Annotated in this window: 23 protein-coding genes; 9 read left to right on the top strand and 14 right to left on the bottom strand. The window is 68.5% G+C overall.

Features of this window, described 5'->3' with window-relative positions; genetic code table 11:
• Positions 1-112: 112 nt before the first annotated feature.
• Positions 113-658, top strand: a complete 546-nt coding sequence (locus ACFWP5_RS44600; protein WP_384170632.1) for a GNAT family N-acetyltransferase — start codon at positions 113-115, stop codon at positions 656-658.
• 24 nt (positions 659-682) lie between these two features.
• Here the strand turns inward: ACFWP5_RS44600 and ACFWP5_RS44595 are convergent, their stop codons facing one another.
• The 9 genes from ACFWP5_RS44595 to ACFWP5_RS44555 all read right to left on the bottom strand — a co-directional run bounded on the left by ACFWP5_RS44595 (position 683) and on the right by ACFWP5_RS44555 (position 12,128).
• Positions 683-2,176, bottom strand: a complete 1,494-nt coding sequence (locus ACFWP5_RS44595; RefSeq protein WP_384170630.1) for a type IV secretory system conjugative DNA transfer family protein — start codon at positions 2,174-2,176, stop codon at positions 683-685.
• A gap of 6 nt (positions 2,177-2,182) precedes the next feature.
• Complete coding sequence (locus ACFWP5_RS44590; protein WP_366496558.1) at positions 2,183-3,616, bottom strand: ATP-binding protein; 1,434 nt, start codon at positions 3,614-3,616, stop codon at positions 2,183-2,185.
• A gap of 7 nt (positions 3,617-3,623) precedes the next feature.
• Complete coding sequence (locus tag ACFWP5_RS44585; protein ID WP_384170628.1) at positions 3,624-5,183, bottom strand: SCO6880 family protein; 1,560 nt, start codon at positions 5,181-5,183, stop codon at positions 3,624-3,626.
• Positions 5,180-6,505 (bottom strand): hypothetical protein, encoded by a 1,326-nt coding sequence (locus ACFWP5_RS44580; RefSeq protein ID WP_384170626.1) that lies wholly within the window; start codon positions 6,503-6,505, stop codon positions 5,180-5,182. The genes ACFWP5_RS44585 and ACFWP5_RS44580 overlap by 4 nt, the downstream gene beginning before the upstream one ends.
• Positions 6,495-7,340, bottom strand: coding sequence for a hypothetical protein (locus tag ACFWP5_RS44575; protein ID WP_384170624.1), 846 nt, complete (start codon positions 7,338-7,340; stop codon positions 6,495-6,497). Before ACFWP5_RS44575 ends, ACFWP5_RS44580 begins: the two co-directional genes overlap by 11 nt.
• Before the next feature lie 169 nt (positions 7,341-7,509).
• Positions 7,510-7,818: a hypothetical protein gene (locus tag ACFWP5_RS44570; RefSeq protein WP_384170622.1), complete on the bottom strand. Its 309-nt coding sequence runs from the start codon at positions 7,816-7,818 to the stop codon at positions 7,510-7,512.
• A gap of 372 nt (positions 7,819-8,190) precedes the next feature.
• A complete protein-coding gene (locus tag ACFWP5_RS44565; protein ID WP_384170620.1) occupies positions 8,191-9,504 on the bottom strand; it encodes a peptidase S8 in 1,314 nt (437 codons plus the stop codon).
• A 388-nt stretch (positions 9,505-9,892) separates the two neighbouring features.
• Positions 9,893-11,266 carry a peptidase S8 gene (locus ACFWP5_RS44560; RefSeq protein ID WP_384170618.1) on the bottom strand — a complete coding sequence of 458 codons (1,374 nt, stop codon included), beginning with the start codon at positions 11,264-11,266 and terminating at the stop codon, positions 9,893-9,895.
• A gap of 271 nt (positions 11,267-11,537) precedes the next feature.
• Complete coding sequence (locus ACFWP5_RS44555) at positions 11,538-12,128, bottom strand: TetR/AcrR family transcriptional regulator (protein ID WP_384170616.1); 591 nt, start codon at positions 12,126-12,128, stop codon at positions 11,538-11,540.
• 99 nt (positions 12,129-12,227) lie between these two features.
• Here ACFWP5_RS44555 and ACFWP5_RS44550 point away from each other — a divergent pair, with 99 nt between their 5' ends.
• A complete protein-coding gene (locus ACFWP5_RS44550; RefSeq protein WP_384170614.1) occupies positions 12,228-13,166 on the top strand; it encodes an oxidoreductase in 939 nt (312 codons plus the stop codon).
• Here the strand turns inward: ACFWP5_RS44550 and ACFWP5_RS44545 are convergent.
• Both ACFWP5_RS44545 and ACFWP5_RS44540 read right to left on the bottom strand, forming a co-directional pair.
• Positions 13,163-13,546, bottom strand: a complete 384-nt coding sequence (locus ACFWP5_RS44545; protein WP_384170612.1) for a VOC family protein — start codon at positions 13,544-13,546, stop codon at positions 13,163-13,165. The two genes, ACFWP5_RS44550 and ACFWP5_RS44545, sit on opposite strands and share 4 nt — an antisense overlap.
• Positions 13,539-13,841: a DUF397 domain-containing protein gene (locus tag ACFWP5_RS44540; protein ID WP_384170610.1), complete on the bottom strand. Its 303-nt coding sequence runs from the start codon at positions 13,839-13,841 to the stop codon at positions 13,539-13,541. Before ACFWP5_RS44540 ends, ACFWP5_RS44545 begins: the two co-directional genes overlap by 8 nt.
• 188 nt (positions 13,842-14,029) lie before the next feature.
• On the opposite strand from ACFWP5_RS44540, the gene ACFWP5_RS44535 reads away from it, so the two are divergent.
• From ACFWP5_RS44535 to ACFWP5_RS44525, 3 genes are all read left to right on the top strand, one after another.
• Complete coding sequence (locus tag ACFWP5_RS44535; RefSeq protein WP_384170609.1) at positions 14,030-14,815, top strand: trypsin-like serine peptidase; 786 nt, start codon at positions 14,030-14,032, stop codon at positions 14,813-14,815.
• Between the two features lie 365 nt (positions 14,816-15,180).
• Positions 15,181-16,125: an NlpC/P60 family protein gene (locus ACFWP5_RS44530; protein WP_384170636.1), complete on the top strand. Its 945-nt coding sequence runs from the start codon at positions 15,181-15,183 to the stop codon at positions 16,123-16,125.
• Between the two features lie 166 nt (positions 16,126-16,291).
• Positions 16,292-16,999, top strand: a complete 708-nt coding sequence (locus tag ACFWP5_RS44525; protein WP_384170607.1) for a phosphatase PAP2 family protein — start codon at positions 16,292-16,294, stop codon at positions 16,997-16,999.
• 106 nt (positions 17,000-17,105) lie between these two features.
• On the opposite strand, the gene ACFWP5_RS44520 is transcribed toward ACFWP5_RS44525, so the two are convergent.
• Positions 17,106-18,680, bottom strand: a complete 1,575-nt coding sequence (locus tag ACFWP5_RS44520) for an FAD-binding oxidoreductase (RefSeq protein WP_384170606.1) — start codon at positions 18,678-18,680, stop codon at positions 17,106-17,108.
• Positions 18,681-18,745: 65 nt separating this feature from the next.
• The gene (locus ACFWP5_RS44515) at positions 18,746-18,952 is read right to left on the bottom strand and encodes a hypothetical protein (RefSeq protein ID WP_384170604.1); all 207 of its coding nucleotides are present in this window, start codon (positions 18,950-18,952) and stop codon (positions 18,746-18,748) included.
• Between the two features lie 172 nt (positions 18,953-19,124).
• Between ACFWP5_RS44515 and ACFWP5_RS44510 the strand changes: the two genes are divergently transcribed.
• Both ACFWP5_RS44510 and ACFWP5_RS44505 read left to right on the top strand, forming a co-directional pair.
• Entirely contained in the window at positions 19,125-19,988 is an 864-nt protein-coding gene (locus ACFWP5_RS44510) for a hypothetical protein (protein WP_384170602.1), read from the top strand.
• Between the two features lie 107 nt (positions 19,989-20,095).
• Positions 20,096-20,275, top strand: coding sequence for a hypothetical protein (locus ACFWP5_RS44505; RefSeq protein WP_384170600.1), 180 nt, complete (start codon positions 20,096-20,098; stop codon positions 20,273-20,275).
• A gap of 26 nt (positions 20,276-20,301) precedes the next feature.
• On the opposite strand, the gene ACFWP5_RS44500 is transcribed toward ACFWP5_RS44505, so the two are convergent.
• Positions 20,302-20,679 carry a metal-sensitive transcriptional regulator gene (locus ACFWP5_RS44500; RefSeq protein WP_384170634.1) on the bottom strand — a complete coding sequence of 126 codons (378 nt, stop codon included), beginning with the start codon at positions 20,677-20,679 and terminating at the stop codon, positions 20,302-20,304.
• Between the two features lie 197 nt (positions 20,680-20,876).
• On the opposite strand from ACFWP5_RS44500, the gene ACFWP5_RS44495 reads away from it, so the two are divergent.
• Together ACFWP5_RS44495 and ACFWP5_RS44490 are read left to right on the top strand one after the other, a co-directional pair.
• Positions 20,877-21,497 carry a DUF47 domain-containing protein gene (locus ACFWP5_RS44495; RefSeq protein WP_026151758.1) on the top strand — a complete coding sequence of 207 codons (621 nt, stop codon included), beginning with the start codon at positions 20,877-20,879 and terminating at the stop codon, positions 21,495-21,497.
• 7 nt (positions 21,498-21,504) lie between these two features.
• Positions 21,505-22,503 carry an anion permease gene (locus ACFWP5_RS44490; RefSeq protein WP_384170598.1) on the top strand — a complete coding sequence of 333 codons (999 nt, stop codon included), beginning with the start codon at positions 21,505-21,507 and terminating at the stop codon, positions 22,501-22,503.
• The last annotated feature ends 269 nt before the right edge of the window (positions 22,504-22,772 follow it).

Here is a 22,772-nt window from a genome sequence, read left to right as displayed (position 1 = left end):
CTGCAGGGGGGACCCTGTGGGAGAGTAGGACACCGCCGAACAAATATTGCGAAAACCCCCGTACCGTTAATCCGGTACGGGGGTTTTCTGCGTTTCGGTTACCGTGGCTGACATGAACTACAAGATCCGTTCGATACGCGCCGACGAGTGGGCCGCGGCGAAGGAGCTGCGGCTCGTTGCCCTGCAGGATCCCGTCGCGCATCTCGCTTTCCTGGAGACCTACGACGCGGCGCTGGCCCGGCCGGACTCCTTCTATCAGGAGCGGGCCGTAGGGGCCGCCGAAGGCGCCGATGGGGCTCAGCAGATCATTGCCGAGGGGCCGGACGGGGAGTGGGTCGGGACGGTGACCGTGCTGCTTGAGGAGGCCGGGACGGTCGACTGGGCCGGCTTTGCGGTCGAGCGGAAGCAGGGGCACCTCGTCGGGGTGTTCGTGCGGCCGGAGGTCCGGGGCATCGGGCTGACCGAGGTGCTCTTCGACGCGGCCCTGGAGTGGGCCTGGGGGCGCGGGGTCGAGCGGGTGCGGCTCATCGTGCACGAGGACAACGAGCGGGCCCGGCGGTTCTACGGCAAGGTCGGCTTCGTCCCCACGGGCGTCACCGTGCCGTTGGGCGGGAACCCGGACGAGCGTGAGCTGGAGATGGTGGTCGAGCGGCCGTAGCCGTAGCCGCCGTAAGTCCGCTTGCTAGACCGGTAGTTCGTGGTGGGGCCAGCGGGCTCTGGCCTGTTCTCTGGAGCGGAGGAGGGCCAGGGTCGGCAGGCCTCGGTCCGCTCCTGTGGCGAGGAGTTCCGGGAGTTGGGGGAGCGGGGCCACGGCGGCTACGTCGTCCAGGACAAGCGTCATTGGTGGGTCGAGGCGACCGGCCGATGACCGTTCGGCCATGTGCCGGCCGCGCTCGACCACGCTTGATGCGAGGGCGGTGAGGAGAGGCATCGCGCCCGGGTTCGTACGGGGGTCCTCGATGGATTCACCGACCAGATAAAGCGTGCCCCCTTCGTTGGCGAAGGAATCCAAGGAGAGGGCGTCAGTTCGGTTGGGTGTGCAGGCTTCGCGGATGTTGACCGTGAAGAGGGAGGAGAGCGCGCGGCTCGTCAACTCCTGGGCGATGTCCCGGCGTTCGGGGTGGGACGTGAGTGCGGCTTCGAGTTCGCCCGCTGCGCCGGGGGCTGCCTTGGGGTTGGTGCGGAGGATTCGTACCGCGTCCTGGATCTGGGTGCCCTGGGACCAGCGGTGGACGTGGCGGATGGTGCGGCCGTCGATCGCGGCGGCGTGCAGGTAGCTGCGGAGGAGCGTTTCGGCTGTGTCTGCTACCGCCTGGTCGATCTTTGCGGTGGGTCTTACCGGGGCGAGGAGGGCGGTGGCTCTTTTTACCGCTGTTTGTTTGTCCTCGCAGGCTGTGGTGGGGGACCAGTGGAGGCGGGCCGGGGTGTCGCAGAGGTGGGTGGGGTCGTAGAGGAGGACCGGGCCCAGTTTGGCTCTGGCGTCTTTTGTGTCCTGCCAGACCGTCTTGTTGGACGTGACTACCAGGGTTGGGCCTTCTGCGTCCCGTACGGCTTGGGTGGCTGTTGTCTGGCGGCTTTCCGGTGTCGCCACGAAGATTTTTTCCCACCCACCGACCCGTTTGCTGCCAAACGGGGAAGCCAAGGGGTTCGGGACGCTTGCCGCCTGTTCGAGGAGTTCCGTCGGTTCGTGTCGTTGCGCCGGCTCGGGTTGGTTCCTCGGCTCTTGTCGTTCTCTCGGCTCCGGCGTCGGCTCCGTCCTCTGTACCGGTACCTCGTGAACCTCCGGCGTCTGCGCCGCCGTTGACCGCTCCGCCCTCGTCCTCGCCCGTACCGCTCGCCATCTCGCCACCGTGCCCATGGTGAAGACGGTCAGGACCAGGAGGACCATCAGCTGGCCGATGAACAGGCCCCAGAAGAGGCCGTAACCGGAGAGTTGGGTGGGTGGGGTTTCCGGCCAGGCGCCCGTGATGTCGTGGGGCTGGGCGATCAGGTGGCGCATGGCCAGGGGGGTGCGGGCGAAGGTCACGCCTGTGGGCCAGCCGCCCTTGGAGAACAGGGCGGCCAGGCCCGCGGCCGACCACACCAGCAGGGTCATGCCGAGGAGGAAGGCGAGCAGGCCGATCAACAGGCCGTCGGGGATGCCTCCTCGGCGCTCCCGTTCGTCGTTCGGTCTCATCTCACCTCACGCCACCGTGGACTCGGAGGAGCCGTCGAGATCGCTCAACTGCTGTTCCATGAAGGCCGCCGCGCGTTCCTCGGCCTCCAACTCGGCGGCGCGCAGGGCGTCGTCGGTCAGTTCTTGGTCGTGGTCGCGGGAGGACTGGGTCATCGCGCGGTCGGTGAAGACGAGCGGGCGTTCGGTCTCGGTGATCAGGTGTTTGACCACCTGGACGTTGCCGTTGACGTCCCAGACCGCGATGCCGGGGGTGAGGGTCGGGATGATCTCCACCGCCCAGCGTGGCAGTCCCAACACCCGCCCGGTTGCCCGGGCTTCGTCCGCCTTCTGGGCGTAGATCGTTCGCGTCGAGGCCATCTTCAGGATCGCCGCCGCTTCCTTCGCGGCCGCTCCGTCGACGACGTCCGACAAGTGGTGGACCACCGCCACGAACGACAGACCCAACCGTCGGCCGAACTTCAGCAGGCGCTGGAAGAGTTGGGCCACGAAGGGGCTGTTGATGATGTGCCAGGCCTCCTCGACCAGGAAGATGCGCTTCTTCCGGTCGGGGCGGATCCAGGTGTGTTCCAGCCAGACGCCGACGATCGCCATCAGGATGGGCATGGCGATGGAGTTGCGGTCGATGTGGGACAGGTCGAAGACGATGAGGGGGGCGTCGAGGTCGATGCCCACCGTCGTCGGGCCGTCGAACATGCCGCGGAGGTCACCGTCGACCAGACGGTCGATGACGAGTGCCACGTCCAGGCCCCACGCCCGTACGTCGTCTATGGCGACGTTCATCGCCTCGGCCGACTCCGGTTCGGGGTGCCGTAGTTGCTCGACGATGTCCATGAGGACCGGCTGGCGTTCGACGATCGTCTCGTTGACGTAGGCGTGCGCCACCTTCAGCGCGAAGCCGGAGCGTTCGTCGAGGCCGTGGCCCATCGCCACCTCGATGATGGTGCGGAGCAGGGCGAGTTGGCCCGTGGTGGTGATCGCGGGATCGAGGGGGTTGAGGCGGATCCCCATGTCCAGGGCGGCAGTTGGGTCCAGGCGGATGGGAGTTATTCCCAACTCCTCCGCGATCAGGTTCCATTCGCCGACCCCGTCCTCGCCCTGTGCGTCCAGGACGACCACCTGGCGGTCGCGGAAGCGCAGTTGTCGTAGGACGTACGTCTTCTCCAGGGCCGACTTGCCGTTGCCCGACTCGCCGAGCACCAGCCAGTGGGGGGCGGGGAGTTGCTGGCCGTAGAGCTGGAAGGGGTCGTAGATGTAGCCCTTGCCGGAGTAGACCTCGCGGCCGATGATGACGCCCGAGTCGCCGAGGCCGGGGGCGGCGGTCGGCAGGTAGACCGCCTGGGCCTGGCCCGTCGAGGTGCGGACCGGGAGCCGGGTGGACTCGATCTTTCCGAAGAGGAAGGACGTGAAGGCGTCGGTGAGGATGGACAGCGGATCCCGCATCTGAGCCCTACCTCCGGATGCCGGTGGCGAACGGCAGTGTGTTCACAAACGCGCGGTGGTGCTCGCGGTCGCACCACTCCAGCTTCAGATACGACTTGCCGGCGGACGCCCTTATCGTGCGCTTGTCGCGCGCGAGGGCCTCGGGGTTGCGGGAGGAGACGGTGATGTAGCCGACCAGGTTCACGCCGGCCGCGCCGCTCGCCAGGTCCTCGCCGCGCTGGTCCATGCGGCCGTGGGCGGCCACGTCACGGGGGTCGACGGTGCGGTTCATCTTGGCGGCGCGGGAGGCGTCGGCCTCGTCGTTCGTCTTCTCGGTCAGCATGCGCTCGATGGCGACCTCGGTGGGTTCGAGGTCCATCGTGACGGCGACCGTGCGGATCACGTCCGGGGTGTGGACGAGGAGGGGCGCCAGGAAGTTCACGCCGACCGGGGTCATCGGCCACTCCTTCACCCAGGCGGTGGCGTGGCACCACGGTTCGCGGGTCGACGACTCACGGGTCTTCGCCTGGAGGAACGTCGGTTCCATGGCGTCGAGTTCGGCCGGCCAGGCGTTGCGCTTCGTCATCGCCTGGAGGTGGTCGATGGAGTGGTCCGGGTCGTACATGGAGTGGATGAGCGAGGCGAGCCGGCCCTGGCCCAGCGGCTGCCGTACGCGGATGTCCGCCTCCTGCAACCGCGAGCAGATGTCGGTGAGTTCGCGTGCCATGACGACCGCGAGGCCGGCGTCGCGGTCGAGTTTGCGGCCCGCGTGGGGGCGCGAGGCGCGGGCCATCGCGTGGGCCTCGGCGGAGAGTTCGCGGTTGAAGTGCATGCAGGCGACGAGGTAGGCGCGGTGCTGCTCGCTGCTGGTGGACACCATCGACTGCAGTTGGTCGTACGACTGCTGCAGCCAGCTCAGCGACTTCTCGTCGCCGCGCTGGGCGACGTCCTTGGCGTGCGCGTCCGGGTCGGCGGGGAGGGTGCGGGCGAGCATCTGGATGCGGGTGACGAAGCCGTCGCCGTTCGCCACGTGCTTGAGGAGCGTGCCGAAGCGGTCGACGAGGGCCTCTTGGTCCTCGCTGTCGCGCAGGCCGACGCCCGGGCCCTCGATCTCGATCGCCGCGGTGACCGTACGGCGGTCGGCGTGCAGGAGTACGGCGATCTCGTCCGGGCCGAAGGGGGCGGCCAGCCAGTTGATGCGGCCGATCCCGGGCGGCGGGCCGATCTCGACCTCGCGTCCGTCGAGGTGGACGCCGGCCTCCATGACGGAGGAGCGGTACGCCGTGCCGTTGCGCAGCGTCCGCTTGTAACTGCGGTTGATCTCGAACCACTTGTAGAACGTGCGGCGCTTGTACGGCACGTAGACCGCCATCAGCGCGAGCATCGGGAAGCCCGTCAGCAGCACGATGCGCAGGGACAGGACGGGGACGAGGAGTCCGCTCATCATGCCGAGGAACGCGCCCACGATGATGAGCGCGATCTCGCCGGTCTCGCGATTCTTGCCGACGATCGCGTTCGGCCGGGCACGGCCGATGAGATATGTCCGGCGGGGCGTGATCGGATGGGACAGGTGGGACTCTGTCGTCAACGCCCTTCACCTCCCGTGCGGTTGTTGCGGGCGTTGCTGGCGTGCGGGGTGTTCGCCGGGCTCTGGCGGGGCGGGGGCGCGGCGGAGGGGACGGCTCCGCCGCCGCCGCTCGACGGGCGGCTGCTGTGGGCCGCGACGCCGCCGGAGACCGGGTTGGACGGGCGGGCGCCGCCGCCGGACGAGGACTGGCCGCCCCCGCCGTCGTTCGTGCGGGCGCTGTGGGTCTTGATGCCCTGGGCGACCATGGTCGCCGGGGAGCTGATGACCGCGGCGGCCTTGCCCTCGGCGCCCTGCATGATGCGGTTGTTGCGGCCGCCGGCGATCTCGTCGCCGAAGCCGGGGACGAAGCGGTAGATCATCGCGCTGGCGAAGATGGCGAGCAGGATGATCGCGAGGCCGGAGACGACGGCGGAGAACGAGTCCGGGCCGTCGGCGGTGGACAGGGCGCCGGCCAGGCCCAGCACGATGACGATGACCGGTTTCACCAGGATCACCGCGATCATGATGCCGGCCCAGCGGCGGACGTGGCCCCACAGGTTCTTGTCGACGAGGCCCGCGTAGACGACGGTGCCGAGGAGGGCGCCGACGTAGAGGAGGGCGGCGCGGATGACGAGCTCCAGCCAGAGGACGCCGGCGGCGAGGATCGACACCAGGGAGACCACGATCAGCATGATCGGGCCGCCGCCGATGTTGTTGCCCTTGGCGAGGGCGCCGGAGAAGTTGCCGAAGAAGGTGTCGGTCTGGTTGCCGGTGGTTTTCGCGAGGACCTCTGTGATGCCGTCCGTGGCGGAGACGACGGTGTACAGGATCAGGGGGGTGAACGCGGAGGCGATGACCGTGAGCCAGAGGAAGCCGATGGCCTCGGAGATGGCGGTGGTGAGGGGGACGCCTCGGACCGCGCGCTTCGCTACCGCGAGCAGCCACAGGAGGAGCGTGAGGATCGTGGACGCGGCGAAGACGACGGCGTACTGCTGAAGGAACCTGGGGTTCGTGAAGTCGACGTTCGCGGTTTCTTTTACGGCGTCGCTGAGTTTGTCGATGGTCCAGGAGGCGGCTTCGGCGCAGCCCTTTCCGAGGGAGGAGAGGGGGTCGAGGGTGTCGGTGACGCCGGGGTTGGTGGTGGTGGTGCTCTTCTCGTTGCCGCGCTGGCAGTACTTCTTGGCTTCGCCGACGATGAGTTTGCAGGAGTCGGCGCTCTTGGACGCCGAGGGCGACGGACTGGGGGTCGCGGCCGCGGCATGGGTGGCCAGCAGCACGAGCGACGTCTGTACGGCGGTCACGGCTCCGGCGAGCCTGAGCACGCGTTGCGGGTTACCGGGCATACGTGAACCCTCCGTACTCGTCGATGGCCTTGCTGATCTCGTCCGAGCTGGCGGCCGTGTCGTCGCCGGGTACCGGGGCGGGGCCGTCCTTCTGGGAGTCCGTGACGATCTTCCAGTCGTCGTTGGACCACTGGAGGTCGAAGGTCCAGGTCTTCCACGAGGTGGTGACGGGGTCGGTCGAGGTCTGCCCGGACATGCCGATGAGCCCCACGTACCAGACCGCGACCTTCGCGTCGCTGTCGCTGTACTGCTGGACCGTCGCGCCCACAGGGATCACGCGGGAGACGAACGTGCTGCCGGTCGGTGCGTTGCCGTTGGCGTCGAGGCCCAACTTGCTGAGGAAGTCGGCCGAGTAGGCCTGATCCATCGGACCCGTCAGTTTGCTCGCGGCACCGGACGTGTAGAGGGAGTTCACGAGCGAGTGCCGGATCTCCTTCTGGAACATGCCGGTCGAGCCCAGCGCCACGGAGTAGTTCGCCGCCGCTGACTGCACTCCTTGTTCGGTACGCGCGAACCCCGAGGGAATCCCCCCGGTCTTCGTCTGCACCGGCTTCGTCCCGCTCGCCGCCGTGGATGCCGTGTTCGGCTTCGAACCGCTCGCCGTGTTGCTGTCGTTCGACGACGAAGTGCCGTCTCCGCGGTTGGCGAAGGCGATTGCGGCGATGAGGAGGACGACGACTCCGACGACCGTCACCAGGCTTTTCGAGGAGGATGATCTGCCGCCGCGGCGGGCGCCGCCGTAGATGTCGCCGCCGGTTCCCTGGGGGAGGCGGGTGCGGGTCTGGCCGGTGCCGCCGTAACCGCCGGAGGTCTCGTGCTCGTCTCCGGGACTCATGCCGGGTACGCCCCTTCGCCGTCGTCCAGAAACATCTGGAAGTACGACGGTAGCCGTGCTGGTTCCCGCGCGGGCGCGGAGTGGTGACTCGACATCAGGGAAACGCAACCTCAGCCGGTGGGCACGACGGGCGGGTGGGGGTGGGGAGAGGGGGACGGGCCGGGCTCGGCTATACGGCCATGCCGTACACGATCGTGAAGAGGGTGCCGAGGGAGCCGATGATGAAGACGCCGGTCAGGCCGGCGACGATGAGTCCCTTGCCCTGTTCCGCGCTGAACGTGTCGCGGAGCGCCGTCGCGCCGATGCGCTGTTTGGCCGCACCCCATACGGCGATCCCGAGGCAGAGCAGGATGGCGACCGCCATCACGACCTCGATCATCACCTTCGCCTCGTTACCCAGGCTGCCGAAGGGGCCCCAGTCCGGAGCGATCCCCCCGATGATGGTGTTGATGTCTCCCTTGCCGGCCGCGAAGAGCATGTAAGTCACCGCCCCTGGTGGGTAGTTCCGCATCCCCTGCTGGTGCGCAGAGGTCAGGCATCATTGTCGCCGACAAAGGCGCCGTCGGATGTCGACTTGGCGTCATTGATTGGCGGGTTTCGTACGAATACCCCGTACGGTCACTCTGTGTATCACGGTAGGTAACGCCGGGCAACGAGGCCGGAGCGGAACCTGTGCGTGGTTTGGTCGTTAGCCCCTGATTACTGGATTCGGTTCGCCTTGATGTTCTCATGATGAACGGGCCGCGGCTGGATGCCGCGGCCCGTTCTCCCGTGCCAGGTGTGGCCCCCACGACCCACTGTGGCACGACATGTGACTGAGGATCAGTTCAGGGTGGGGGGCAGGTCACCGTCAGTTGGTGAAGGCCGCGACGCCCTCCGGGGTGCCCCAGCCGGTCGGGCCGTCGTAGCCGGTCTCGGCGGTGCAGAAGTACGCCGTCGAGCAGGTGCCGTTGTAGCCGCTCGTCACGTCGTTGAGGGACGAGGTGCCCGCGTAGTCGTAGGGGTACTGCGCCGGGTAGGTGCCGCTGGCCGGGGTGCCCGCCAGGGCGTAGACGCCCGCGATGATCGGCGCGGAGACGCTGGTGCCGCCGAAGGTGTACCAGCCGGCGGTGACGCCGTAGGAGTCGTAGACGGAGACGCCGGTGGCGGGGTCGGCGACGGCGGAGATGTCGGACTCCATGCGCTTGGTGCAGCCGGTGTCGGTCTGCCAGGTCGGCTTGGCGTCGTAGGAGGAGCAGCCGGAGCCGGTGCCCTCGGTGCTGGAGGTGCGCCAGACGGCCTCGGTCCAGCCGCGGGTGGTGGAGGAGGTGGAGAGCTTGGTGCCGCCGACGGCCGTGACGTACTGGGACGTTGCCGGGTACTCGGCGCCGTAGGCGCTGTCACCGGAGGAGACGGTGATGGCCACGCCCGCGTGCTTGTAGTACGAGGTGTCGTACGTCGTCTGCGAGGAGGACTCGGAGCCGCCGTAGGAGTTGGAGACGAACTTGGCGCCCAGGGTGACGGCCTCGTTCTCGGCGGTGCCGAGGTTGGCGTAGCTGGCGCTGGTGGCCTCGACGAGGGTGATGTTGCACAGCGGGCAGATCGCGCTCGCCATGTCGAGGTCGAGGGAGATCTCCTCGGACCAGCCGGCGTCGCTGGTGGGCAGCGAGGTGGTGGAGCCGGTCTGGCTGACCTTCTTGAAGCAGCCGTTGGCCGTCGTGCAGGCCGAGAGGCCGTAGTACGAGCGGTAGGTCGCGAGGTCGGACTCCGCGTTCGGGTCGTTGTACGCGTCGACGATCGCGATCGTCTCGCCGGAGCCGTTGGAGGCGGCGGCGGAGGTCAGACCGTAGGCGGAGCGGAGGTTGGTCGGGCTGTAGCCGGAGGGGGTCGACGCGTCGGCGGCCTTGGGGGTGATGCCGGTCTTCGCGGCCTGCATCTTCTGGAAGGCGGTGAGGCCGCCGGTGACGCGGTAGGACTTGCAGGTGAGGTCACCCGTGTGCTTGGGGGTCGCACAGGGGGTCGCGGCGTAGGTCACCGCGGTGGAGGTGGTGGCGCTCTGCGCCGCGTCGGCCTGTACGGCGGTGCCGAGGCCGGTGAACACCAGCGCGGCGGTGGCTATGGCGGCGGACCCTGTGCGGCGCCATCTACCGTGCGTGTGGGGGGAGTCGGGGGTCGTGGTACGCAAGGTGCAGCCTCCTGAGTCGGTGGAACAGGGGCAGTGCGGGTGCGTGTCGCCGGTACGGTTTCCCCGGCGCTGGGGGGCGGCCCGCGATGACGATCCCTTGTTGAGTACGCGACAACAAGAGGCTGCTGGAATCCTGACCTCCGTATTGCCGAACGGGGTCTGGGCCTTACTTTCCGATGGCTGTCCGATGGCCATCGAGTGGCTCCTGCTTGACCCAACTCACAGTGTTTCCACGGGATTTCCACTGGTCACGCAGTCGCTTAGCACATGGCGAACGGGCCGCGGCTGGTTGCCGCGGCCCGTTGCCACTTGCTCCGCCGAGGGGACCCCACGTCCCCCTGTGCCGACGGCTCCCCGTGACCCGACGGGGAGGTTCTGCGGGAGTGCGTCAGCCGGTGAAGGCGGACACGCCCTCAGGGGTGCCCCAGCCGGTCGGGCCGTCGTAGCCCGAGCCGGCGGTGCAGAAGTAACTCGTCGAGCAGGTGCCGTTGTTGCCGCTCGTCACGTCGTTCAGGGCGGAGCTGCCGGCCTTGGCGTAGGGGTACTTGGCCGGGTAGTCGCTGCTGCCGGGGGTGCCGGCGAGGGCGTAGACGCTCGCGATGATCGGGGACGAGGCGCTGGTGCCGCCGTAGGTGCCCCAGCCGGTGCCGTCGTCGCCGTAGGTGTCGTAGACCGAGACGCCGGTGGCCGGGTCGGCGACCGCGGAGACGTCGGAGATCATGCGCTTGGTGCAGCCGGTGTCGGTCTGCCAGGTGGGCTTGGCGTCGTAGGCCGAGCAGCCGGAGCCGGTGCCCTCGGTGCTGCTGGTCTTCCAGACGCTCTCGGTCCAGCCGCGGGAGGCTGAGGAGGTGGACAGCTTGGTGCCGCCCACGGCCGTCACGTACTGCGAACCGGCCGGGTACTCGGCGCCGTAGGCCTCGTCGCCCGCGCTGGCGGTGATGGCGACGCCCGGGTGCTTGTAGTACGAGGTGTCGTACGACGTGTCGGAGGAGGACTCCGAGCCGCCGTAGGAGTTCGAGACGAACTTGGCGCCCAGCTTCACGGCCTCGTTCACCGCGGTGCCCAGGTCGGCGTCGGTGGCCGACTCCGCCTCGACCAGGAGGATGTTGCAGCTCGGGCAGGTCGCGCTGACCATGTCGACGTCGAGGGACTCCTCGCCGGCCCAGCCGCTGTCGGCGGTCGGGAGGGAACTCGTCGAGCCGGTCTGGCTGACCTTCTTGAAGCAGCCGTTGGCCGTCGTGCAGGCCGAGAGGCCGTAGTACGAGCGGTAGGTCGCGAGGTCGGACTCGGCGTTCGGGTCGTCGTAGGCGTCGACGATGGCGACGGTCTCGCCGGAGCCGCTGGAGGAGGCGGCGCTCGTCAGGCCGTAGGCGGACTGGATGTCCGAGGGGCCGTAGCCGGTGGGGTCGTCGGAGGCGGCCTTCGGGGAGATGGTCTTCGCGACGACGCCCTTGAGCGCGGCCTGCTTCTCCATGAAGGCGGTGGTGCCGCTGGTGACACGGAGCGCGTTACACGCGGCGTAGCCCTTCTTCGGGGTCGCGCCGCAGCCGGCCTTCGTGTACTGCACGTGGGCCTTGGCGACCTGTGCGGCGATGGTCCTGGCACTGACCTTCTTGGTGCTCGCAGTGGTGTCGGCGGCCGCGCTCGCGTGGGCCGCGGTGCCGAGTCCGGCGATCAGGAGCGCGGCGGTCGCGGCGGCGGCGGAGCCGAGTCTGCGCCAGTTGCCGCGTATGTGGGGGGAATTGGGGAGTGACGTACGCAACGTACAGCCTCCAGAGAGAGGTGGGCAGAGGCCTGCGGGTGGGGGGTCCACCGGTGAGGTTCCCGGTGGGGGCGGCGGCCCGCGACGACCATCTCTTGTTGAGTACGTGACAACAAGAAGGGTTCCGGAATCCTGACTTCCGCGTTACTCAAGGGGGTTGGGGGATTGCTGGTCAATGGCGCCGGGATGGCGCGGCGATGGCCCGGCCTTGACTCTCTCCACGGGAACTCCACAGCGGGACGCGCGTTGACAAGCGTCACCGGGGGTGTGGCTAGCGGGGTGTGAGGCCGTTCAGCAAGTGGTGGATCAGGGCGGGGATGCCGGTGACCGCGGCCTCCGGGGTGAGGGTGCCCTGGGCTGCGAAGGAGGCTGTGCCGTGGAGGGCGGAGCCGAGGACGAGGGCGATGGTCCAGGGGGTGCCGGGGATGATCTCGCCCCGCTCCTGGGCGTCGGCGACGATCCGTACGAACTGGGTCGTCGTCCCGTCCGCGGCCGCCCGCAGCTGCTCGGAGATGTCCGCGTCGTGCTTGCGGGAGTACATGACCTCCAGCAGCTCGGCGTTCGAGACCGCGAAGTGGACGTACGCCGTGGCCAGTTCGGTGAGGCGGGCTTCGAGTGGCAGCTCGGGGCTGTCGGCGGCGTTCAGCTTCTTTGTCATGCGCTCGAAGCCGGCCAGGGCGAGGGCGTCGACGAGGGCCTGCTTGTCCTTGAAGTGGCGGCCGGGGGCGGCGTGGCTCACCCCGACGTCCCGGGCGAGTTCGCGCAGGGACAGCGCTGCCACCCCCTTCTCCAGCAGGGTGCGCTCCGCGCTCGCGAGCAGGGCGGAGCGCAGGTCTCCGTGGTGATAGGGGCGTACAGGCATGCGAACCATCGTATCCCGATGTTGTCGGCGCCGACATTGTTGTCACCGTCACCATTGTTGTCATTGACAGCATTGTTGGCGTTGCCTACATTGGGAGGCATGGACAAGACGGGCAAGGACATCAGCGGCAAGGGCAGTAGCAAGGGCAAGTGGGACGCGGGGCGGATTCCTGATCTCTCCGGGCGTACCGCTGTCGTCACCGGTGCCAACAGCGGGATCGGCCTCGCCGCCGCCGCCGAGCTGGCCCGTGCGGGCGCGCATGTCGTGTTCGCCGTACGGGACCTGGAGCGGGGGCGGGCCGCGGCGGCCAAGGTGAGCGGGAGTACCGAGGTGCGGCGGCTGGATCTCGCGGATCTGGCGTCCGTACGGGAGTTCGCCGAGGGGTGGGACGGGTCGCTGGACCTGCTCATCAACAACGCCGGCGTGATGATGCTCCCCGAGCGGCGGACGCGCGACGGCTTCGAGATGCAGTTCGGCACCAACCACCTGGGCCACTTCGCCCTCACGAACCTGCTGCTGCCGCACATCACCGACCGGGTGGTGACCGTCTCCTCCGGCGCCCACCGGATGGGCGACGGCGTGATCCACTTCGAGAACCTGAACCTGGACGGCATCTACAGCCCGCAGCGCGCGTACTCCCAGTCCAAGCTCGCCAACCTGCTCTTCACGCTCGAACTCCAGCGCAGGCTCACGGAGTCGGGCTCGCCCGTCCGCTCCCTCGCGGCCCACCCGGGCTGGGCGGCGACCAACCTCCAGAGCCATACGGCGAACCCGGTCACGCGCGTGCTCATGGCCGTCGGCAACAAGGTCGTGGCCCAGGACGACAAGGGCGGCGCCCTGCCGACGCTCTTCGCGGCGACCCAGGATCTTCCGGGCGCGAGTTTCGTCGGCCCGAGCGGGCCGATGGAGATGCGCGGGGCGCCGACGCTGGTGGGGCGGAGCCCGGCGGCGAGCGATGTGGCGGCGGCGGAGCGGTTGTGGGAAGCGTCGGAGGGGCTTACGGGGGCGGTGTTCCCGTTGGTGAGCGCCGCGCGCTAACTCCAGGTGCGGGCGCGGGCGTTGAAGTCGGCCGGGTCGCTGTGCACCGGCAGGACGCAGAGCAGGTGGCCGCCGGGGGCGCGCAGGATCCGGCACTCCAGCCAGCGGGAGATCTGCGTCGCGCCGAGGGTGAGGAGGCGGGCGGTCTCCGCCTCCACGTCGTCGGTCTCGATGTCGATGTGGAAGCGGGAGTCGGTGTCGTCGATCGACTGAACCGCCGTGACCAGGCCGGGAATTGCCTCGTGCAGGGTCGTGAACTGCTCCTCCGAGGGCACCGGTTCGGCGGGGGCGCCGAGCGCCGCCGACCAGAAGGCCGCGGCCGCGGCGGCCTCCGGGCCGGGGGTGTCGATCAGGAGGGCGAAGACACGGCTTCTATGCATGCGGCGGGTTCTTCCCCGGGTCGTCTTCCGCGTCCCCTGAGTCCCCGACGTGCTCTACGTCCGCCACGCCCTCCACGAAGTGGTCGAACTCGCCTGCCTGTACGCCGAGTACGAAGGCGTCCCACTTGCGGCGGTTGGTGGTGACGACGTTCTCCGGGTCGCTGGTCTCGCGGATGTAGACCGGGGCCTCGCCGTCGTCTCCCTCGCCGAAGGCGAGCTCGATCCAGGGTCCGGGGCCCGTCGCGTCCGGCGGGGCCGCTCGTTCCCAGGTGAGGTCGGGGGGGATGTCAGACACGGGGTTTCCTTCGTCGAGTGCCGGGGAGACGTCGAGTATCGCGCAGGAGAGGCGGGAGGGACGGACGGACAGTACGGTGGACTGACCGCCGGACCAAGCGTCGACCGAAGCGCGAACGCGCCGCTCACAGGGAAATCTCAGTAAACGTCGACGTCCTTTCTCACCTTCGTGGGACAGAGTGGGGCCCGATGAAGCGCAGCTCACGCATCTCCCGTTCCGCTCGCCTCGCGGGCAACCGCAGGTACGCGCTGTTTGTCGCCGTGGTGACGCTGGCCCTTACCTCCGCGTCCGTGGCGACCGCCGACGACGGTCCCGGGCCGTTCGGCGTGACCACCGTGACCGAGGTGAGCAAGCAGAGCGTGCGGGTGGGCGCACTGTTCGGGGCGGCCCATGCCACCAGCCTGGCCGGCGGGCACCACTGCACCGCGTCCGTGGTGCACAGCGCGGGGCGCAACCTCATCGTCAGCGCGGCGCACTGCCTGGACGGCGACCCCGGTGATGTGTTCGTGCCCGGCTACCGGGACGGCAATGCTCCCTACGGGGTGTGGAAGATCGAGCAGCGGTTCCTGCCGGACGGGTGGTCCAAGGGGCAGGCCGAGGACAGCGACATCGGTTTCGCCACGGTCGTCGAGGTGGGCGGCAAGAACATCGAGGACGTGGTCGGGGCCGACCGGTTCACGACCGGGATGGCGACCGGCGCCACCGCCGTGACCGTCACCGGGTATCCCTCCGCCACCGACCAGCCCATCAGCTGCACCAACAAGCCCACCCAGCACAGCAGCACCCAGCAGCGCATCGACTGCCCAGGCTTCACCGGCGGCACCAGCGGCAGTCCCTGGGTCAACGGGGACCAGCAGGTCGTGGGCGTCATCGGCGGCCATGAGCAGGGCGGCCTGACACCCGATATCTCGTACAGCGTCGTGTTCGGTAAAGAGGCGGCCGAATTGTACAAGGACGCGACGACTGCCTCGTAGTACGGCGACTGGTCCGCAGTAGGACGACTGGTCCCGTGGTGTGGCGACCAGCCCGTAGTAGGACGACTGGTCCGTGGTGCGGCGACCAGCCCGCAGTAGGACGACTGGTCCGTGGTGCGGCGACCAGCCCGTAGTAAGACGACTGACCCGCAATGCGACGACTCGCCCGCAAAAGGGCGCTGTAAGGCGCGGTGCAAGGTGCCGTCGACTCGCTGAATACGCGTCAGATGTGGTGGAAGCACGGCGAAATGCCGCCACCCTCCCCGGAAATGGCCTTGAACAGGGCTGACATGGGGGAGGGTTGAGCCGTGCGAAAAGTATGGGTGGCCGGTGGGGTCGCGGCTGGGCTGGGGCTCAGCTTTGTGATGCTGCTCGTCGTCGGGGTCTACCTCGTCGCCGGGAACCTCGTCAACGGGGCCGGCGGCGGGAGCATCGCGCTCGCCAAGGGCGCGGTGCCGACGGCGTATTCGGCGCTCGTGCAGAAGTGGGGCAACCTCTGCCCCGCCCTCAACCCCGCGCTGCTCGCCGCCCAGCTCTACCAGGAGAGCGGGTTCAACCCGAACGCGAAGAGCCCGGCGAAGGCCGAGGGGATAGCGCAGTTCATCCCGGGGACCTGGGCCACGCACGGGATCGACGGCAACGGCGACGGCGTACGCAACGTATGGGATCCGAATGACGCGATTCCGTCGGCCGCGACGTACGACTGCGAGCTCGCCTCGTACGTGAAGGACGTGCCGGGGAACCAGACGGCGAACATGCTCGCCTCGTACAACGCGGGGGCGTACGCGGTCATCAAGTACGGGGGTGTGCCGCCGTACTCGGAGACCAAGAACTACGTGAAGACGATCACGACGCTGTCGCAGAGCTTCGCCGCGCCCGTCAGCCGGGTCGATCCCTCCGAGCAGGCCGCCACCGCCATCACGTACGCCCAGGGCAAGCTAGGCACCCCCTACCTGTGGGGCGGGAACGGTACCGCCGACCAGGGCGGGCGCTTCGACTGCTCGGGGCTGACCAAGGCCGCGTTCGCGAGTGCGGGGATCACGCTGCCGCGCGTCGCGAACGATCAGTACAACGCGGGACCGCATCCGCAGCGGGCCGAATTGCTGCCGGGAGATCTGGTGTTCTTCTCGGACGACCTGACCAATTCCCGGGCCATCCGGCATGTGGGGATTTATGTCGGCGGCGGGTACATGATCGACGCGCCCCGGACGGGTGCTGTGATCCGGTTCGACCCCATTGACACCCCCGATTACTTCGGGGCCACCCGGGTCACCGAAGATGGCGCGAAAGCGCTCCCCACGACGGTGTGAACCGAGCGTGAACCCACCCCCTGAGCTGCGGCGATGAGTCTCTCTTCGATAACGTCTGAGTGATCATTCGGTAGAGGGTGGAACGTATTAAGTGAGACCGTGCGTTCCTGTTCAGTAATGCGCACGAGAGGTGCGCCCGGAACTACGACGAAGGAGCCGCAGCACCATGGCTGTACTCGCCGAATCCGGGTCCAATCCCGACGTCGATCTGCTCTACGACATCAATGGCCTCGCCAAGGACGCACCGCACTGGTTCGACCGGGGCGTGGAGTTCGTCGGTGAGTACGGGCTGCTCGTCGCGATGGTGCTGCTCGTGGTGTGGTGCTGGTGGTCCGTGCGGCGGCGTGTGGCCGAGGATTCCGCGTCCTCCGTGGCCGCGCTCGTGTGGGCGCCGCTCGCCGCTTCGCTCGCCGTCCTCGTGAACGTGCCCATACGCGGGTTCGTGGAGCGGCCCCGGCCCTTCCTCGACCACACCGGGCTTGATGTCCTGATCTCCGGTAAGACCGACTACTCCTTCGTGAGCGACCACGCCACCATCACCATGGCGATGGGGGTCGCGTTGTTCGTCGCGGATCGGCGGTTCGGGCTGGCGGGCATCGGGCTCGCGCTGCTCGAAGGGTTCTGCCGGGTCTACATGGGCGTGCACTATCCGACCGACGTGATCGGCGGGTTCGCGCTCGGCACCGCCGTCGCCCTCCTCCTCTCCCCGGTCGCCATGGCCCTGCTCACGCCGGTTCTCAAGGCGGTCGAGGCCTCGGCGTGGGGCGGCTGGCTGGTCCGGTCCGCCGACGCCCGCCGCGTGGGGCAGGACGCCGTGATTCCGGGGGCGCGTACGGAGCCCTCCGGTACGGAGGAGCGGGACCTCGCGGCGTAAGGCTCCGCCTGGAGGTCGGTGCTTCGTCTGCGGGTTCGTTGTGGCTGGTCGCGCAGTTCCTCGCGCCCCTTTGGGGCGCTGCGGGACCGGAGCTGACAGAGTCCCCCTACAGCCCCTGCGGGTACGTGAAGAAGTGGTTCGGGTCGTACTGCTTCTTCAGCGTTGCCAGGCGGGTTGACGCGTCGCCGTAGTACGCCTTGCGCCAGTTTGTAAGAGTCGGGTCTGTGTAGTTCTGGTAGGCCGCGCCGGAGGCGTACGGCTTCATCGCGTTGTGGAACGCCGTCAGCCAGGACTGGGCCGAGGTGCCGGCCGTGCCGGAGGGCCAGGAGACTATGTACTGGGCCAGGATGCGGGAGCGGCGGTGGACGAATGCCGTCGCCGTGGGGGAGACACGGTTGACCGCGCCGCCCAGGGCCGTCAGCGCGATGTCGCCCGAGTTGCCGCGGACCGCCTTCATCTGGTTGAGCATCGTCTGGATGCCCGTGGCCGAGATCGAGCGGTCGAAGAAGTCGGAGCGGCCCACGTAGGTCTCCCGCCCCAGCGCGCCCTGCGGGGAACGGCCCGGGGTCGACCCCGGCAGATGACACTGGGCGTCCGTCGAGAACGACGTGCAGCCCGCGTACGCGTCCATCGACTCCTCGTACGTGTGCCGCTTCAGGGAGACGCTCGACGCGTTGCCGCCGACCAGGTGGGCCAGCTTGTCGACCGCGTTCTGGAGTTCGTTGTAGGTGCCCAGCGAGAAGGCGGCCACGGAGACGCGAGGGGTGCCGCCGGGCGTGTTCGTCAGGTGGCAGGACGACCAGATCTCGTCGGGCTGGTCCGGGCCCCACTCCTGCCAGGCCTTCACCACGGCCGCCGCCATCGACGACGGCCAGGTCAGATACCCCGATACGGCCTGGGGCGCCGCGTGCGTCTTGAACTGCAGCTCCGTCACGACGCCGAAGTTGCCGTTGCCCGCGCCGCGCAGCGCCCAGAACAGGTCCTTGTTCTCGCTCGCGTTGGCCACCAGCTGCTTGCCGTCGGCGGTGATCAGCGTGGCCTGGGTGAGGCTGTCGCAGGTCAGGCCGTACGCCCGGGAGACCACGCCGTGGCCGCCGCCCAGGGTGAGGCCGGAGACGCCGACCGTCGGACAGGAGCCCGCGGGGATCGTCACGCCCTTCGCGGCGAGTCCCCGGTAGACGTCGATCAGCTTGGCGCCGGCGCCGACGACCGCGGAGGAACCGCTCGCCCGGATCTTGTTCAGCTTCGACACGTCGACGATCAGGCGGCCGTCGCCGGAGGACCAGCCCGCGTAGGAGTGGCCGCCGTTGCGGATCGCGACGCGGATGTTGTGGGCGCGGGCGTAGGAGAGGACGGAGCGGATGTCGTCGGGGTTCGCGACATACGCCACCGCGGCCGGCTTCAGCGAGTCGAAGCGGGTGTTGTAGAGCTGGTGGGCCGTCTTCCAGGAGGCGTCACCGGGGCGGACCAGGGTGCCGTCCAGCTCACGGGCCAGGGCGGCCCAGTTGGCGGCGGCCGCGGCGCTGGTGGTGCGCAGTCCCGTCGTGCCGGTCGCCTTGGAGGCGTTGGTCGCGGTGGTGGCCGCGTCACCGCTGCCGGTGCCCTTGCCGCCGCTGCACGCGGTCGTCGCGACCGCCGCTATCGCGGCCACGCCGCCACCTATGAACGAACGCCGTTCCATTTCGCCTCCTGTGGGGTTACGTGGAATGAGATACGGCCCGGGCCCCACAAGTTCTCGCGGGCATGTCACAGGTTCGGAACAGGCGGGTGCCCCGCGGCGTCCGTCCTGGCCTGGCTTCTGGCCCGTCTCGCCGGACCCCGCCAGCCGCAGACGCAGCGGGCGAAGCAGAAAGGGCCCTGCTCGACTGTCGTCGTGCGATGTTCCGGAAGCTCGGGGTGTTCCGGAAGTTCGGGATGTTCGGGGGGAGCCTGTCGTCCGTCCTGCTGCGCCACTCCGACAACGTTACCGAGCCCCGGTAAAGCGCTCGTATGGCGGTCGCGGGGTGGTCATAGGGCGGTTGTACGGCCGCGACACCGCGTGACGGGCCCACCTACCCGTCGTTAAGCGGAACGACAGGGCCCGTGACGACGTACGGGGGTACGGCAGGCTATGGAGCGGCAGCAGATGGGGGTCCCCCCGGTCGAGCGGAGCCGAGACTGGGGGAGAGCCGGCGGGGCGGTCGTCGCGGCGGGACTCATGGTCGGGGTCTGTGTCGGCGCCGGTGGATGCAGTGCCGGTGACGGGGCGGCGACCGCGGACGCGCGGGGCGCCGGGGACGCCGTCGCGGTGGTGCGGCGCACGGCCGACTCCCTGATGGCGGCGGGGAGTTCACAGGCCCGTACGTCCATGGAGATGGCCACCGGCGGCACCCGCGTGACCATCCGCGGCGAGGGCGTCTACGACTTCCGCCGACAGCTCGGCCGGCTGAAGGTGCAGTTGCCGCAGGACCCGGCCGGCGCCAGCGAGCACCGGCCGATCATCGAACTCCTCGCGCCGGGCGCCCTGTTCATGAAGAACCGGGGCGCCGGGGTGCCCGCCGACAAATGGGTACGGGTCGACACCGGGACACTGTCCGACGGGAACCTCGTGACCGGCGGGGCCACCGACCCCTATGCCGCCGCCGAGTTGCTGCGCGGGACGACTACCGCGACGTATCTGGGGAAGACGGAGGTGGCCGGCGCCTCCGTGCGTCACTATCGGGGGGTCGCCGATCTCGCCGTCGCCGCGCGGAGCGCGTCGGCGGGGAACGAGGCGGCTCTGAGGTCGGCGGCGAAAGGGTTCGCCACCGCCCGGGTGCCCTTCGACGTCTACCTCGACGACCGGGGGCGCGTCCGCAAGGTCCGGCAGCGGTTCAGCTTCGTCAACGGGCAGCGCCGCAGCACCGTGGCGGTCGCCTCGACGACGTTGCTGTACGACTTCGGGGCCCCCGTGGACGTACGACTTCCGGCGTCGAAGGACATCTACGCCGGGCAGATCGCCGAGAAGTGACCTGAACCGATCGGTGTGGGTCGGTGTGAGGACTAGCCCGTCCGTGCCATGCGCGTTGTGTAGACCGCTCCCTACTCTAGGAAGTCGGTGACGGCAGAGAAGAGGTGATGCACGTGGCTCCGGTCGGCGGTACGGCAGTTCAGGACCACGTGGCCCTCGCCGAGATCGAGCTGTGCGGCGACCTGATCATCGCGGCCTCGGCCGCCGAGGACCGGCTCAGCCTGGAGAGCATCGACGAGGTGCTGAAGGTCGCCGAGGAGCGGGACGCCTCCTGTGCGCCCGACTAACCGGTCAGACCGATTCAACTGGTTGGTCACGTGCGCAGGAGTCGGGCGATCGCCTTCGTCGCCTCGTCGACCTTCGCGTCGATCTCCTCGCCGCCCTTGACCGCCGCGTCGGCGACGCAGTGCCGCAGGTGCTCCTCCAGGAGCTGCAGCGCGAACGACTGCAGGGCCTTCGTGGAGGCGGACACCTGGGTGAGTATGTCGATGCAGTAGACGTCCTCGTCGACCATGCGCTGCAGACCGCGGACCTGGCCCTCGATCCGGCGCAGGCGCTTGAGGTGCTCGTCCTTCTGGTGGTGGTAACCGTGCGTCACCGGTTCCTGAGCTGATTCCTGGACCGGCTCCCGCGTCGATTCCCGCGTCGGTTCGGAGGGCGCTGCCGCCGCGCCGGCCTCGGTGGTCGTCATGGCGTCCATCGCGTCCTCCAGACATATACCCCTAGTGGGTATATCGTAACGAACTTTGCTGGGTATAGGGACCTTGGTACGCCCCCGTGCGGATCACTGTGCCTGATGGGCGACACTGGGGGACGGCCCATTAGCCGTGGCCGGATGATGCACTTAGCATCAGCCTGACCGAAACCGATGCATCCCGAGGACCCCTTGTGCGCTTTCGTCTGACCCCCAGGGAGACGAGCTTCTACGACATGTTCGCCGCGTCCGCGGACAACATCGTCACGGGCTCGAAACTCCTCATGGAACTGCTCGGGGCGGACACCGCCGGCCGGGCCGAGATCGCAGAGCGTATGCGGGCCGCGGAACACGCCGGTGACGATGCCACGCACGCGATCTTCCACCAGTTGAACTCCTCCTTCATCACGCCCTTCGACCGCGAGGACATCTACAACCTCGCTTCCTGCCTCGACGACATCATGGACTTCATGGAGGAGGCCGTCGACCTGGTCGTCCTCTACAACGTGGAGGAACTGCCCAAGGGCGTCGAGCAGCAGATCGAGGTGCTGGCGCGGGCGGCGGAACTCACCGCGGAGGCCATGCCGAATCTGCGCACGATGGACAACCTCACCGAGTACTGGATCGAGGTCAACCGGCTGGAGAACCAGGCCGACCAGATCCACCGCAAGCTGCTGGCCATGCTCTTCAACGGCAAGTACGAGGCCATCGAGGTGCTGAAACTCAAGCAGATCGTGGATGTGCTGGAGGAAGCGGCGGACGCGTTCGAGCACGTGGCGAACACGGTGGAGACCATCGCCGTCAAGGAGTCCTGACCTCTCCATGGACACCTTCGCTCTGGTCGTGACCGTCCTGGTCGCGCTCTTTTTCACGTACACGAACGGTTTCCACGACTCCGCGAACGCCATCGCTACGTCGGTCTCGACACGGGCGCTCACCCCGCGCGCGGCGCTTGCGATGGCCGCGGTCATGAATCTCGCGGGTGCGTTTCTCGGTTCCGGGGTCGCCAAGACGGTGAGTGAGGGGCTGATCGAGACGCCCGAGGGGTCGAAGGGGATGGGGATCCTCTTCGCCGCGCTGGTCGGTGCGATCACCTGGAACCTGGTCACCTGGTACTTCGGGCTGCCGTCGTCGTCCTCGCACGCGTTGTTCGGGGGCATGGTCGGGGCCGCGCTCGCGGGCGGCACGGATGTCATCTGGCACGGGGTCGTCGACAAGGTCATCGTGCCGATGTTCGTGTCGCCGGTCGTGGGTCTGGTCGGCGGTTATCTGGTGATGACGGCGATCATGTGGATCTTCCGGAAGTCCAATCCGCACAAGGCCAAGCGGGGATTCCGTATCGCTCAGACCGTCTCCGCGGCGGGGATGGCTCTCGGTCACGGTCTCCAGGACGCGCAGAAGACCATGGGTGTCGTGGTGATGGCGCTGGTGATTTCCGGCCACTCGACCTACGGCGATCCGATTCCGGTCTGGGTGAAGATCGTCTGCGCGTTGATGCTGTCGCTGGGGACGTACGCGGGTGGCTGGCGGATCATGCGGACGCTGGGGCGGAAGATCATCGAGCTGGATCCTCCGCAGGGTTTCGCCGCGGAGACGACCGGGGCGGCGATCATGTTCACCACCGCGTATCTCTTCAAGGCGCCGGTGTCCACGACGCATGTCATCACCTCGGCGATCATGGGTGTCGGGGCGACGAAGCGGGTCAACGCTGTCCGGTGGGGTGTTGCCAAGAACATCGTGATGGGGTGGTTCATCACGATGCCGGCGGCGGCGATCGTGGCGGCGTGCTCGTTCTGGGTTGTGGACCTGGCGTTCCTGTAGGCACCCGGCACCGTTCCCAGGGAGCTCCGCGCCCTGGACCCCCCTTGCGCACTCGCCCACCCGTTTACGGTCGGTCGAGAAGGTGCCGTAGAAGCAAAACGAACGGGCCCGCCCCCCCGGACCTCTGCCCACCAACGACCTGTCTGCGCCTGCCCCCAAGGCCTATGCCCACCCACCCACCCACCACCCGTCTACGGTCGACTGAGAAGTAAGCCGTCACGTGACTCGGGTCTCTTGAGTGGTTCACCTCTCGGTCGACCGCAAACGGG

The organism is Streptomyces sp. NPDC058469 (assembly GCF_042721125.1).
Taxonomy (GTDB): Bacteria; Actinomycetota; Actinomycetes; order Streptomycetales; family Streptomycetaceae; genus Streptomyces.
Note: the sequence above shows the minus strand (reverse complement) of the source record. Positions and strands in the feature narration are given on the sequence as shown.

What these genes read in the sequence shown, in the direction of transcription:
- ACFWP5_RS44545 (WP_384170612.1), bottom strand. Translation starts at nt 13,546, where the DNA reads ATGCATAGAAGCCGTGTCTTCGCCCTCCTGATCGACACCCCCGGCCCG.
- ACFWP5_RS44575 (WP_384170624.1), bottom strand. Translation starts at nt 7,340, where the DNA reads ATGAGTCCCGGAGACGAGCACGAGACCTCCGGCGGTTACGGCGGCACC.
- ACFWP5_RS44555 (WP_384170616.1), bottom strand. Translation starts at nt 12,128, where the DNA reads ATGCCTGTACGCCCCTATCACCACGGAGACCTGCGCTCCGCCCTGCTC.
- ACFWP5_RS44500 (WP_384170634.1), bottom strand. Translation starts at nt 20,679, where the DNA reads ATGACGACCACCGAGGCCGGCGCGGCGGCAGCGCCCTCCGAACCGACG.
- ACFWP5_RS44600 (WP_384170632.1), top strand. Translation starts at nt 113, where the DNA reads ATGAACTACAAGATCCGTTCGATACGCGCCGACGAGTGGGCCGCGGCG.
- ACFWP5_RS44535 (WP_384170609.1), top strand. Translation starts at nt 14,030, where the DNA reads ATGAAGCGCAGCTCACGCATCTCCCGTTCCGCTCGCCTCGCGGGCAAC.
- ACFWP5_RS44580 (WP_384170626.1), bottom strand. Translation starts at nt 6,505, where the DNA reads ATGCCCGGTAACCCGCAACGCGTGCTCAGGCTCGCCGGAGCCGTGACC.
- ACFWP5_RS44550 (WP_384170614.1), top strand. Translation starts at nt 12,228, where the DNA reads ATGGACAAGACGGGCAAGGACATCAGCGGCAAGGGCAGTAGCAAGGGC.
- ACFWP5_RS44490 (WP_384170598.1), top strand. Translation starts at nt 21,505, where the DNA reads ATGGACACCTTCGCTCTGGTCGTGACCGTCCTGGTCGCGCTCTTTTTC.
- ACFWP5_RS44530 (WP_384170636.1), top strand. Translation starts at nt 15,181, where the DNA reads ATGCTGCTCGTCGTCGGGGTCTACCTCGTCGCCGGGAACCTCGTCAAC.
- ACFWP5_RS44510 (WP_384170602.1), top strand. Translation starts at nt 19,125, where the DNA reads ATGGGGGTCCCCCCGGTCGAGCGGAGCCGAGACTGGGGGAGAGCCGGC.
- ACFWP5_RS44505 (WP_384170600.1), top strand. Translation starts at nt 20,096, where the DNA reads ATGCACGTGGCTCCGGTCGGCGGTACGGCAGTTCAGGACCACGTGGCC.
- ACFWP5_RS44520 (WP_384170606.1), bottom strand. Translation starts at nt 18,680, where the DNA reads ATGGAACGGCGTTCGTTCATAGGTGGCGGCGTGGCCGCGATAGCGGCG.
- ACFWP5_RS44590 (WP_366496558.1), bottom strand. Translation starts at nt 3,616, where the DNA reads ATGCGGGATCCGCTGTCCATCCTCACCGACGCCTTCACGTCCTTCCTC.
- ACFWP5_RS44525 (WP_384170607.1), top strand. Translation starts at nt 16,292, where the DNA reads ATGGCTGTACTCGCCGAATCCGGGTCCAATCCCGACGTCGATCTGCTC.
- ACFWP5_RS44595 (WP_384170630.1), bottom strand. Translation starts at nt 2,176, where the DNA reads ATGAGACCGAACGACGAACGGGAGCGCCGAGGAGGCATCCCCGACGGC.
- ACFWP5_RS44570 (WP_384170622.1), bottom strand. Translation starts at nt 7,818, where the DNA reads ATGCTCTTCGCGGCCGGCAAGGGAGACATCAACACCATCATCGGGGGG.